Below are 12,834 nucleotides of genomic sequence, written 5' to 3' on the forward strand. Positions count from 1 at the left end.
ACTACTGAAACATGGGGAACCCACCATACCCGTGCACTCCGATATAAGCAAACAACCTAAATCCTGCTTCATCAGGTTGTTTGGGTATGCACTATTCACTCTCTGGTTTTGTCCCTGTAAAGGGTTTAAACACCAAGGTCACAGACCATGGCCTCAGCCTCTTTGCGCTGAGGTTTTTTTTCGCAGTCACCAAACAAGAAAGCATCGCCTGAGCGATGCTTTTCCGGTTGTTTCTATTCAATACAAAATCGGGTCTATTGGGTCGGGTTGGTTGTTGGCAAAGAGATCACTCATGGTAACGGTATTGCTATCAACACCGTGCAGCATAATGGTCACTTTGTCCTCAAAGTCGATGACCATATTAGAACCCAATTGTTTGATGATGTAGGAGGTATCCTCATCCGTGCGGTATTCATCGCTGTAATAGTGGAAGTTGAGGCTGTCGACACCGACTTCAAAGTCTTTGATGCGAACCACTGAGTTAGTTGGGTCGATATCTTCATGGGCTTCGAATTCGTAGAACCGGAATATGTCCGCACCTTCTCCACCAATACAAAAGCTGACGCCAGACTGCGCCGCCCCTAAATCGCGGAAGGAGAAAATGTCGTCGCCTGAGCCGCCATCCATGGTGCAGTTTTGTGAACTTTCTGATGACAACACATCGTTACCTGAGCCACCTGAAAGCACATCACGGTATTCACCACGATCATCGCTGGGGTGGTTTTTACTCAGCAGTTGATCGTCGCCCGAGCCTCCGCGCATGACGTTGCTACCATAGCGAGAATAGATGAAGTCATTACCAGCGCCGCCAACGAGCAGGTCGTCGCCGTAACTTCCAAAGATATCGTCATCGCCCTTGTAAGCAATGACAGTGATATCATCAGTGTCTTGTTCCAAGTTGAAATAATCGCGCTGGGTTGAGCCGTAAAGGAAATCGACATCAGACTCGCCATAAATCTCAACTGGCTCATTCGAAATTACCGACATGTTCAGCACCTTCCTTGTTGATTTGATAGTGAATTCCTACCACATACAGATTCACACAAATTGTCGGATTTGCATGAACTAATTTCGAGACAGGCGTGTTAGAACTCCTTACACCAAGTAGAGCGCGGGTTTGAGCGGATTCGCAGATTTGCCGGATGACTGTATTGTTGGAAGCTATGATTTGCAGTGTCGATAAAGTCAGGCCAAGAGGTTGCTGTATATCACATGCTGCGGGATACTCGAAAATTCCTCCCGCCTTTTCAGGAATTTCATGGAATGAATAGAAATGTCTGGTTGTTGGCACTTTGTCAGGCGCTGTTAATGAGCGGCAACATTGTGCTGATATCTGTAAATGGATTGATAGGCCAACAACTTTCACCCAGCGACACTTGGGTGACACTGCCGGTTTCAACCCAGTTTGTCGGCCTGATGATGGCGACGATTCCTGCATCTCTCATCATGGCGAAAATTGGACGCAAGAATGGCTTCCGACTCGGCAATATCATCGGTATTTTCGGGGCACTACTTTGTGTCTATGCCCTGCAACAAGGGGCGTTTTGGCTGTTTTGTTTTAGTACCTTGTTATTAGGTATCGGGATTGGTTTTGGCACCCTGTACCGCTTTGCGGCGATAGAAGTGAGTGACCCCGAAAGCCGCGACAAGGCGATTTCTCTGTCCATGGCAGGTGGCGTGTTAGCAGCGATTCTTGGACCTAACCTTGCTATTGCCAGCCAACATTGGCTGCCTGGTACCCACTTCAGTGGCGCTTTTATCGGAATCACTGTCCTTTATATACTCTCTTTACTGGTACTGAATTTTATTGCCTTACCTGCTGCTGCACCGACAAAGGATCAACCTGCCCAAAGCCCAATAGGTCAAATTCTTAAAGCGCCGGGTTATCTTGTGGCTGTTATCGCTGCCGTTGTCGCTTATGCGGTCATGAATTTGTTGATGACAGTGACACCAATTGCCATGCATAAACACGGTTTCCATTTTGAGCAGGCGGCCTTAGTCATTGAATGGCACGTGCTGGGGATGTTTGTACCCTCTTTCTTTACTGGCAGTATTATCGGAAAAATTGGTGCACGCATGACGATCCTTCTTGGAAGTCTGTTTTTCGTTGGCTGTATTCTGGTGAACCTTAACGGCGTCTCTGAATGGCACTTCCGTATTGCTTTGGTATTGCTGGGTATCGGGTGGAATTTCATGTTCATTGGCGCGACCAGTCAACTGACCCAAACTTACCTGCCACAAGACAAGCCACGTGCCCAGGCAATCAATGAATTTGCCGTGTTTGGTAGCGTCACACTGACAGCATTGATGGCCGGTAACCTTGAGGTGAACTTAGGTTGGCAGACCCTGAATTTGGTGATGCTTCCTTTTGTTTGTGCGGTTCCTCTTATTTATCTGCTGTTTACGAGAACACCCAAAAAAGTAGAGATATAGAGCGATATTGGGGTGACGTTGAAAGACCCCAAATTCCCGTATTCTGCTCCAGTCGGATGCTATCTTTACTAAGTCACCGTGAAGGAGTGTGTGATATGGAATTGGAAAATGAGCGTGGTGAAACCATGCATCTTGCCGACGACCTGACATTAAAAGAGATGGTTGATATGGGGCTTCTGGTTGTGTTGTCAGATGCCAACGATGACGCTGAAAACTGCTGGATTCCCACAGAGCCACTCGAATAACCTGAAAAGCCCCGACAAGGGGCTTTTTTGTGGCGATGAGATTTTGTTCGCGAATTAATCGCGGTGTGATCCTGCTTGAAACATCATCATTTTCCTTTGAGAGAAAACGCTCTACAATCTGCGCGTCATATTTGTGCCACAAGAGTGTAGGCGCACCTGTTTCAAAAAGGATGTCTCATGAAACTGTTTGTGTTTGACCACTGCCCGTTCTGCGTGAAAGCGATGATGGTTGCAGGCTTGAAGAAGGTAGACCTGGAACTTGTTTATCTTCAAAACCACGATGTCGACGCCCGTATCGAAAAAGTCGGTGCCAACCTGGTTCCGATCCTTCAAAAAGAAGACGGTAGCTACATGGCAGAGAGTCTGGATATCGCCTCATACCTCGACAATCTCGATGGTAATCCAGCGATTGCTGAGGGCACAATGGGTGAGCGTATTTCAGCTTGGATGAACATTGCTGGCCAGTTCGGCTCACGCCTGATTTATCCACGTTGGACGATGATTGAGTTGCCGGAATTCCAGAGTGAAGAAGCGAAAGCCTGGTTTACTAAAAACAAATCAGCCATGATCAAAATGTCTTTCGATGAGGCGTTTGCTAACAGCGAAGAGTACATTGCTAAGCTGAATGTTGAACTGCTGAAACTTGATTGGTTGGTCCCACCTTCACAGCGCAACAACGTGCTGACCTATGACGACATCAATATATTCCCATTCCTTCGAAACTACACAGTGACGAAAGGTTTACGCTATCCAGGCAATGTTCGTCAGTACTTGGATGAAGTGTCCAAACTGACGGGTGTTGCGCTGTTCGATAGTGTGGCGGTTGGGGCGCCAATCGCGACAGCTTAACTAGCAAAATTGAGAAAGAAGGGGCGAAATAGCGCCCCTTCTTTTTTGGCCTTTCTTCCGCCTATGCTGCACTTCTCATGGATATTTCCTGGTGTATCAATGAACTAGGTCAGTTCAAGATTGATAGCGTTCATCTTCATTGATAATTCCGAGGATGACTATCGGATAAATTAATTGTATTGACTCGAAACCATGTGTTAAGTGTTTTCTATCCTCAGCGAAAGGAAAAATGCACATGCAAAGAAACAGTTTGGCAAGGTTAAGCAAAGCTGCGTTGGCAGTTGGGTGGTTGTTTTCGTTGGATGTCATGGCGTCAGAAGACCTGCGGCAATTGGGTTTAAGTGTGTTCGGTGTGATGCCGCATTCTATGCCCGGCAGTGAGAACGACACGCCAGAACAAATTGCTCTGGGAAAGGCCCTTTACTTTGAAACCGCGCTCTCAAGCAATGGCAGTCAGTCGTGTAACAGTTGCCATGATCTGGATAAATCCAGCTCGGGTACAGAGCCGTTATCGGTGTCTGTCGGGGCATTAGGGAAACAGGGTAGCCGCAATAGCCTCACTACCTGGAACGCAGGTTTCCAATTCGTACAATTTTGGGACGGCAGAGCGAAAACGTTGCATGAACAGGCAAGAAGCCCAATTCTGAACCCGATTGAAATGGCGCTGTCTTCCGAGGAAGAAGCAGTGCGAAGACTGAAAGAGAAAGGCTACCAGCCTAAGTTCGACCTGGCTTTTCCTCAGGATGAAAACCCACTGGTGTTCAATAACATCACGCAAGCTTTAGCGGCGTTCCAACGTACATTGGTGACGCAAGACAGATTTGATGAATGGCTGATGGGTGACGACACCGCACTCTCAGCGCAGGAAAAGCGCGGAATGAAGCGGTTTATTACGGTGGGGTGTCATGCATGCCACAACGGCCCTTTGATGGGAGGCCAACTCTTTATGAAAATGGGGTTGGTGAATCCATACCCCAATGAAATCGACAAGGGAAGAGCGTTAGTGACTGGAAACAGCGCAGATAATTTCATCTTCAAAGTTCCCACGATGCGAAATGTCGGTCAGACTTCACCATACTTCCACGATGGCGCAGTATTTTCGCTGGAACAGGCCGTGCGAGATACGGCGTGGCACCAACTGGGTGTCAAACTCAATGAGCAGGATGTTGAAGACATGACGGCATTTCTACGATCGCTCGACAATAAAAAGAAAATCGAATTCTCGAACCACGAATAACAGGGAACGATGATGCAAAAAATGTATCCCATCAAGAAGGTCTTTACCGGAAAAGTGAAAAGTCAGTTTGGCATGATGACCGCCATGGGAAAGCAGCCGATCGAAGGGGAAATATTCCTATCCGCGCTGGGGCTTCAAGGAGATGAGTGTGCGTCGGATAAACACCATGGTGGTGTTGAAAGGGCATTGCATCAATATCCATCTGAGCATTATGACTTTTGGCGCACGAAGTTTGGCGACATGGCCGACTGGCGGCCCGCAGGGATGGGTGAAAATATCAGCACTGAAGGCATGACAGAAGACGATGTCTGCATTGGTGATAAATACCAGTGGGGAAAAGCCGTGATTCAGGTGAGTCAGCCCCGCTCGCCTTGCTACAAGCTCAACAAGCGTTGGAATGTAGAGACGTTTTCAGAGGTGATGCAGGAAACAGCCAAATGTGGCTGGTTGTACCGTGTGATCACGCCCGGGTTTGTCAGTGCTGCGGAGCCACTGATTTTGATTGAGCGCGCCGAAAACGCTTTGACCATCAAACAAACCTGCGATTACTACTTTGGTGATCCACTAAACCCGGAAGGCTTGAGATTAATTGCCGCACAGGAAGGGTTGTCCGCTAGCTGGACGCGTACCGTCAACAAACGCATGGAAACGCAGCAAGTAGAAGACTGGACGCCAAGGTTGAAAGGCATTTTCGCCTAAACAAAAAAGCCGCGAACATGGTCGCGGCTTTTTTGGGAAGCAATTGACCCTTACAGGTACATCTTCGCCAGCTCAGAAGGCTCGACTTCTTTGCCTTCCAGCTCTGCATTCCAGTTGGTACCAACCAGCACGCCGTCTTCATCCAGCGTAATAAGCCAGTCTTCAACAAACACATCCAGTGGGATTTCAGTGATTTCGAAATCAGCCCACTCATCGACGTTGTGTTGCGCAGCGTCTTCTTTTGAAGACCAGAATGGCATCACTTCGCTTTCTTCGAACTCGCTCGAGTCGCAAGCCAGCCAGCCTTCCTCTTCGTTTTTCAGACCCCAAACCACGTTAGTACGCTTGGTTTCTTCAACGAACAACATCAGATTTGCCTGAACGTCTGCAGTTAGTTTGCTCATTTTTCAATTCTCATGGGAAATTTCGCCGTTAGAGTAACACTTTCATTCCAAAGGTGCTTTATTCCTGTGTCGTTAATTCAGGAAATCACTGAATGGCATAGGCTTACTGGCCAATAATTCTGCGAATTGGCCTAGCCCTTCTTCAAACCGATCTCTTGAGCTGATAGACATCAGCGACAGTCGGACACAATTTGGGGTGTCACCGACTGAAAAGTACCCGCCGTGACTGACAAGAATCGCTCTCTTTTTCGCTTCTTCTACCAATCTGTCTACTCGCCAGTGTTCAGGTAACTTCAACCAGATATGAAAACCCGACGCTGTTTCGTAGAAGTCTTTGAAAATATCTGCTGCCACGGTTTGGCGATACTCTGCCTCGCGAAGTTGTGCTCGTGCCAGTTCAAAGGCGGTGCCTTGTTCAATCAGGTCTGTCGCAGCCGCGAAATTAATGGGAGATGCCAGCCAGATGTTCGCGCGGATATGAGCTGCCAGAACAGGCAGTAAGGCATCCGGTGCTTTGATATAACCGCAGCGCATCGCCGGACTGACAGCTTTCGACAAACTGGTGATATAGATACTTTGCTGTGGCAGCAGGTCAGAAATAGCTGGGATAGGGGCATTGTTCAAGAAGGCATAGATGTCATCTTCGACCAGATAGGCAGAAGAGGCTTTGATGACGTCGGCGATTGCCTGACGTCTTGAAACAGGCATGGTGATGCCAGTCGGGTTTTGGTGTGAAGGAATACAGATAACCAGCTTCGGCGAGTGCTGCTTGATGACCTTCCTTAAATGTTTGGGACAGAGGCCATCTTCATCAAGGTTAACACCGACAACCTCTCGGCCAGCGAGATTGGCAATCGCCAGAATGCCGGGGTATGTCAGCGCTTCGACCGCGATGGTGTCCCCAGGCTCTGTCAGGGTTTCAACTAAGAGCGACAATGCGTGCTGCGCACCGTTTGTCAGCAGTACATTCTGGGACCTTGCAGATTGAAGGCCATATTTCTGTAACCAGGTTGCTCCAGCCGCCCGGTGGGCTGAATGGCCTGAGTCATCAGCGTACGCGAGTAACGCCGGTGAAAGGGTTTCAGCTGCCTGAGAGTATGCTTGAGTAAGTGTATTGAGGTTCAAACCCAAACAGGGCTGGAGAATAGAAAAGTTAAAATCTAATTCCTGATGCTGAGGTTGGATAACCTGACTAAGAGCAGACTTGTCCCGAACGAAGGTACCACGCCCAACAAATGATTCAACGCGTCCTAACTCCGCCAGTAGCTTATAGGCTTTTGAAACGGTGGCTGGCGTGGTGCCAAGTTCATTGGCCAATTCTCTGTGAGGCGGTAGTTTGGCCCCAGCAGCGTAAATACCTTGCTCGATTCGAGAGGTTATCTGATTGGCAATGTCTTTGAATTTGGTTTCACTCAAAAGGTCTTCCCTGTGTCTGCTCGCGGCATGGACTAAATTATGACCAAAGGTACGAATAATTGAAATAACTTAATTATATCATTATTTAAAATTGACATATGTCAATTGATGCAATTATAGTCGCTCAAGAAATAGTTAAACAACCTCCATTACGGACATCAACGCATACCAAAAGGAGAAGTCATCATGGCTCAGGAAAAAGTCGCATTTATCGGTCTCGGCGTTATGGGCTATCCGATGGCTGGCCACCTCAAAAACGCTGGATTCAATACCACCGTTTACAACCGTACCACGGCAAAAGCTCAAGCCTGGGCAGATGAATACAAAGGTGACTTTGCCGTTACGCCACGTGAGGCGGCACAAGACTGTGATGTGGTCTTTGTATGTGTTGGCAATGATCATGATGTCCGCAGTGTGATTTATGGCGATGATGGCGTACTGGCCAGTATGAAAGCAGGGAGTGTGCTGGTTGATCACACCACTACATCCGCAACATTGGCCGAAGAGCTCGCCGAAGCATGCAAGGAGAAAAGTGTTCACTTTATTGATGCGCCAGTCTCAGGCGGTCAGGCAGGCGCGGAAAACGGGGTATTAACCGTGATGTGTGGCGGCGACCAGACAGTATTTGATGCGGTGAAACCTGTGATTGATGCTTATGCCAAGCAAGCCGTTTTGATGGGTAAAAATGGTCAGGGTCAGCGCTGTAAAATGGCCAATCAAATATGCATCACGGGTATCTTGCAAGGCTTAAGTGAAGCGTTAATATTGGCGCAGGCCTCAGGTCTGGATATTGAACAAATGGTCAACGTGCTTAAGCATGGCGCGGCGGGTTCGTGGCAGATGGAAAACCGTGCTGTCACCATGGCGCAGGACAAATTCGATTTTGGATTTGCTATCGACTGGATGCGCAAAGACTTGGGAATTTGTTTGGATGAAGCGGCAGACAAAGGTCTTGAACTGCCATTGACCAAAGAGGTAGACGAAAAATACGCCCGCCTCCAAGTTCAAGGTTTTGGTCGAATGGATACTTCCGTTCTTATTAAGGCTCAGTGATAAATTAAGCCCTTGAACAGCCAGTAAAAAAGAGCAGCCAAGCTGCTCTTTTTTAATTTACAGAGTTAAGAACAAGGCCCCAAGTTCTCCCAAACTCCCCACTCGCCCGTTGTACCCGGCTCTTCATTTTGCGTCCACCATTTTGCTTCAAACGCACTGCCTTTATGGGAAACGCGCTCTCCACTGCTGTAAACCGTACCTGACTGCCAAACGGGATAGCACTCTGTTGTCGGATTATCGTTGGAAACCACAATCGTGATGACTTTCTCGTCGGTCAATCCCTTGGTATCAGCCACAATAAGCTTTACTTCATAGCTACCTTGCTGCTGGTAAGTATGCGTCGGACTTTTTTCTGATGACTCAGTGCCGTCCCCAAACTGCCATGTGTGGCTAACAATGCCTGTATCATCGGTCGATGTGCTCTGGAAGCTAATGGTGAGCCCTGAAGCGAAGAAGTTGAAATCCGCAACAGGAGGTAGGTTATCTCCCGGTAATGTTTGGCAGTCTCCGTTTACAGACCAGACTTGGGGGTAGAGATCTGGTTGTGCGCCAGTAGACCACCAAGTCGCTTTATATGTTTTACCTTGAAAACTCACAATATCACCGGAAGCATAGCTCTTGTTGGGATCCCAAGCAGCAACTGAACATGAACTGTCTGAATCAGACACCGTTACCGTATTAACCGCAATGTCACTGTTACCTTTGCTATCAGCGACTGTCAACGAGACGGAATAAGTCCCACTTGTCGCATAAGTGTGTGATGGACTCTGCTGAGAAGAAGAGCGGCCATCACCGAAATCCCATTGATATGAAGCAATCGGGCCTGTCGACAGGTTGCTGAATACTGCGGTTAGTGCTTTGGTTTCATGTGAGAAAGAAGCATCAACAACAGGATAAACGTCTTCGCAGTGCTCACCAGTTTTACCGCCTGCTGTAACGCCCACTTGTTGGAATGCATCGATAACGTCATCAACACAGTATCCCAAGTCACTGGCAGCATTGAAAACGCCTGACGCAGCATGGTCAAACGTTGATCTCGCTTGCCAGTAAAGCTGGTTTGCGCGAAGGAAAATATCAAACCCTTTGCGTATATCCCAACCCGGCTTTGTGGCCAATAGATAGAAGGCTTTGTTAAATACTCCAGAGCTGTGGTGTACATCTATCCCTGAATAGTAGTCTTTAGCATGGCCAATGGATTTTCCGTCCAGTGGAGGATTATCCATATGGCGCATGGCACCACTGCCTTTCTTGATCCTATCGCCAATTTTCCAGTTGTAGCTTCCTTCCAGATAGTAAATTGCCGCTGCGCCTGCAATATCAGAAAACGCTTCGTTAATGCCTCCCGACTGATTTTTGTACTCCAGATCGGAGTTTTGCTGAGTGACACCATGGCTGACTTCATGAGAAACAACATCCAGAGAAACAAGAGGATAAAAGTAGGATTGACCGTCTCCGAATGTCATTTGTTGGCCGTCCCAGAAAGCATTTTCGTAATTACGGTCGTAGTGAACGCGCATACGAAGTTTCTGGCGTATAGGAGCGATGCCGTACCACTCCTTATACATTTTAAAAACAATTTGTCCGAAGGCATGAGCGTCATTTAGCGGGGAGTATGCGCCGTTGACTTCTCGTTCACTGTTTTCGAAGCAGTTAAAACTATGGACAGTGCCTCCACTTTTTTGATGCCTCATATCTAGAGTTTCGACGTTTTCGCTGTCTAAATAACATGTGCTCCCAGACTGCGTAACGTCAAATGCAGGATAGTCAGTACCAAAATGGTAGCGACCTGTTTTTGGATTTCCTCCCGGTCCTGTGCTTTGCGCATGATTTAGGCCTTCCCAGCTGTCCAGCACTTTACCGGATAGCGCGTCAATAAAGCTAATAGGGCGCGTTGGCTTATCGCTGTAAACAACATAGGAGACCTTCCATGCTAGGTGGGCGGTATCATTTTCGTCCAACCAAACCATGAGCTGCTTTTCGGGATGTTGGATTTGGTATAGCTCGTGTCCTTTTAGTGCTAGTAAGGTTGACAGAGCTTCATCATCGCTAATTAAGGGTGTTGTTGTCGGGAGGTCTTGTTCGATACCAGTGATAGCGCTCCCAACAAAGCCGCTGAAGCGTCCTAGCTGACCTTTGTTTGCTACAAAGCTCTCTCCATAAATGGGAAGGCCTTGATAGGTTTGACTGATTCTTACCACCTCGTTACCGCTAAGGTCTCTTCCTGAAAAGCCCTCTATGTAGGACTGACCTTCCAACAATGCTTCAACTTGATTGTCCGCTTTAGCAAAGCTTGTAAGTTCAAGATTAATCCGTTGTGCAGCAAAAGAGGGTAGCGAAGTTACTGCGATCGCGACACCAAGAGATAGCATATGAAATTTCGGTTTCATTTATTTGTTCACCAATGTGTATTTATGGGTTAGAGGCAACAGCGATAAATACCTACGTGTTTTCAGCTACGTCAAAAAAGGCTGACTTTTATCAATGAGTGTCTAGAGGAGATTTGGCAACTATTAGGCTGGCGATTTTCTATTTAAATTTAATAGTGAAGGTGAAATGATGAATAAGTTTATATTTAAATGCTTTCTCGTTGTCTTGTTGCACAATTAATATGACATGACTCGTAAAAATAGTGGGTTTGGTAGGTGGCTGGTGCTCTTTTCATCTGTTGTGTAACGAAATTGTTGCGCGTACTGTTTGGTGGGGTTGTGTGACGGCGACTGTTTGGCTTGTGTGATACCTTAATGCATTGAAAAGCATGGGATAAAAATTGTTATTTTGTTTGTTCGATGAATATTCACCTAACGAGACGGTAGGAAAGAATATCTTACATTTTCAATAGTTCATGTATAAGAATTTTAGCGTTAAAAAAACGGCTGACATTTGCAGTTTTCAAGATGTTATGCCTATATCAAAGTGCCTTTAAGTTATTTGGTATAAGTGGCGACAACAAATTCGTTGCCAATATTCAAATATAAAAAGCCGGAGATAACTCCGGCTTAGACGTTAATAAAAAGATGAAGGCGGTAATCTAAGCGACTTGTTTATCTTTGTTATTTTTTGCACAAAAAACTCGTCGTGTAGTGCGCGAATAGCACCTTCATACATTTCGTCTTTTACCACGAACTGCACGTTCACGTTGCGCATTGAAGAGTGAACAGCAATCGGTGAAATATCGCTGTTCATCAGCGCCAGCACGCCTTTGCTCAAGGTGGTGTTGGTATTGATCTGCGAACCAATCGCGGAAATTAGAGCAACCATGTGGCTCGTGATTGTCGAGTCAGGGAAGCGTTTTTCTGCGCGGTAAAGTAGCTTGTTAAGGTTCTTGGCGACGCCGCTCAGGTAGTAAGTGAGGGAGTTGGCACTCATCTCTTTACCGACCAGATTTACGCTTTCGTCAGCGATCATCTCCATCAGTTCATAACCGACGTTATCGACGTTACCCACCATCGCCTGATCAAAAATGTGCAGGGCGAAAACCTTGTCGCGACCCGCAATGATTTCGATTTTCTCGGAATCTGGCTGGTAAGCCTGAGAGATCAACGTGCCTTTGTGCTCTGGCTCAAAGGTGTTTTTGATCTGTAGCGGAATTTCTTTTTTACGAAGACCGGAAGCTGCGTTCGGGTGGATGGCTTCCATGCCGAGGTTGGCTAGCTGGTCGGCGACATCAAAGTTACTTTGGCCAATTGGCAATACATTTTCAGGACCCGCAATACGAGGATCAGCGCTACTGAGGTGATATTCCTTGTGGATAATCGCCAGATCCGCAGAGGTTTGACAGGCAATGCGGCTGAAGGTCATTTCGCTGTAGCCGCGATCGTAAGTCTTCATCAGGCCTTCGTCACAGTAGGCGTAGCCAGTCACAATTGGCAGCTCGGTAGTGACATCAATCTCTTTAAACGCTTCAACAATCACTTCATCCAGCGTGCCGGAAAGCTTGTTGTCCCATCCTGAGAGATCGACAAACTTGGCATTTACACCAAGAGTTCTTAGCTTCAGAGCAGTGTTGTAAGCGCTGTGGGCTTCGCCGATTGAAGATAAAAACTCTCGGATTTGTGGCAAGTATTGGCGCAGCGTGAACTGACCATAGCTACATGTCGCGAGAATGTTTGAAATACAGTCTTTGGCATCTTTCAGACGCTCAGCAATGAAGTTGTCTGCACGGGTGCGGTTAAGCGGATCTGCAAACAGGTTTTCATTGATCATTTTCAAACGCACTTCGAGCGCATCGATGGCATCGGCCCATTGTTCATCACGCTTGGCAACCAGTTGGTAGATGCCTGGCTCGCCAGAACGCTTGCTTTCAAGCAGGGCATCAGTAATGCCGCCGTAGGCTGAAACCACAAATACACGGTTATACGGATTCTTGGGGCGAAGGAAAATGTTGTCCAATACGGCATCAAATGCCGACATAGACGTGCCGCCGATTTTCTCAACGGTGTAAGTCATAATTGCAATCCTTGTCTGTCGTAAATAGAAAAAAGGGGGCAAATGGCCCCCA

General features: G+C 47.3%; 11 protein-coding genes. 6 read left to right on the forward strand and 5 right to left on the reverse strand.

The features are described 5' to 3' along the window. Positions 1 to 237: 237 nt before the first annotated feature. Complete coding sequence (locus tag G5S52_RS14945; RefSeq protein ID WP_165015286.1) at positions 238 to 987, reverse strand: calcium-binding protein; 750 nt, start codon at positions 985 to 987, stop codon at positions 238 to 240. A 276-nt stretch (positions 988 to 1,263) separates the two neighbouring features. Here G5S52_RS14945 and G5S52_RS14950 point away from each other — a divergent pair, with 276 nt between their 5' ends. The 5 genes from G5S52_RS14950 (at position 1,264) to G5S52_RS14970 (ending at position 5,463) form a co-directional block, all read left to right on the forward strand. After that, positions 1,264 to 2,433: an MFS transporter gene (locus G5S52_RS14950; RefSeq protein WP_165015288.1), complete on the forward strand. Its 1,170-nt coding sequence runs from the start codon at positions 1,264 to 1,266 to the stop codon at positions 2,431 to 2,433. Between the two features lie 95 nt (positions 2,434 to 2,528). After that, positions 2,529 to 2,678, forward strand: coding sequence for a hypothetical protein (locus G5S52_RS14955; RefSeq protein ID WP_002538214.1), 150 nt, complete (start codon positions 2,529 to 2,531; stop codon positions 2,676 to 2,678). Between the two features lie 177 nt (positions 2,679 to 2,855). Continuing rightward, complete coding sequence (gene grxB / locus G5S52_RS14960; protein WP_165015291.1) at positions 2,856 to 3,527, forward strand: glutaredoxin 2; 672 nt, start codon at positions 2,856 to 2,858, stop codon at positions 3,525 to 3,527. A 235-nt stretch (positions 3,528 to 3,762) separates the two neighbouring features. Then, positions 3,763 to 4,764 (forward strand): cytochrome-c peroxidase, encoded by a 1,002-nt coding sequence (locus G5S52_RS14965; protein WP_165015294.1) that lies wholly within the window; start codon positions 3,763 to 3,765, stop codon positions 4,762 to 4,764. 12 nt (positions 4,765 to 4,776) lie between these two features. Beyond that, positions 4,777 to 5,463, forward strand: coding sequence for an MOSC domain-containing protein (locus tag G5S52_RS14970; RefSeq protein ID WP_165015527.1), 687 nt, complete (start codon positions 4,777 to 4,779; stop codon positions 5,461 to 5,463). A 50-nt stretch (positions 5,464 to 5,513) separates the two neighbouring features. On the opposite strand, the gene G5S52_RS14975 is transcribed toward G5S52_RS14970, so the two are convergent. Both G5S52_RS14975 and G5S52_RS14980 read right to left on the reverse strand, forming a co-directional pair. Continuing rightward, positions 5,514 to 5,867 (reverse strand): DUF2750 domain-containing protein, encoded by a 354-nt coding sequence (locus G5S52_RS14975; RefSeq protein WP_002538220.1) that lies wholly within the window; start codon positions 5,865 to 5,867, stop codon positions 5,514 to 5,516. A 72-nt stretch (positions 5,868 to 5,939) separates the two neighbouring features. Further along, the gene (locus G5S52_RS14980) at positions 5,940 to 7,283 is read right to left on the reverse strand and encodes an aminotransferase-like domain-containing protein (protein ID WP_165015297.1); all 1,344 of its coding nucleotides are present in this window, start codon (positions 7,281 to 7,283) and stop codon (positions 5,940 to 5,942) included. A 186-nt stretch (positions 7,284 to 7,469) separates the two neighbouring features. Between G5S52_RS14980 and G5S52_RS14985 the strand changes: the two genes are divergently transcribed. Further along, positions 7,470 to 8,336: an NAD(P)-dependent oxidoreductase gene (locus G5S52_RS14985; RefSeq protein ID WP_165015300.1), complete on the forward strand. Its 867-nt coding sequence runs from the start codon at positions 7,470 to 7,472 to the stop codon at positions 8,334 to 8,336. A 65-nt stretch (positions 8,337 to 8,401) separates the two neighbouring features. Here G5S52_RS14985 and G5S52_RS14990 read toward each other — a convergent pair whose 3' ends face one another. Together G5S52_RS14990 and G5S52_RS14995 are read right to left on the reverse strand one after the other, a co-directional pair. After that, entirely contained in the window at positions 8,402 to 10,723 is a 2,322-nt protein-coding gene (locus G5S52_RS14990; RefSeq protein WP_165015303.1) for a PKD domain-containing protein, read from the reverse strand. Between the two features lie 616 nt (positions 10,724 to 11,339). Further along, complete coding sequence (locus tag G5S52_RS14995; protein WP_165015306.1) at positions 11,340 to 12,782, reverse strand: aspartate kinase; 1,443 nt, start codon at positions 12,780 to 12,782, stop codon at positions 11,340 to 11,342. Positions 12,783 to 12,834: the final 52 nt, after the last annotated feature.

The sequence above is a fragment of the Grimontia sedimenti genome, assembly GCF_011045095.1.
Classification (GTDB): domain Bacteria; phylum Pseudomonadota; class Gammaproteobacteria; order Enterobacterales; family Vibrionaceae; genus Enterovibrio; species Enterovibrio sedimenti.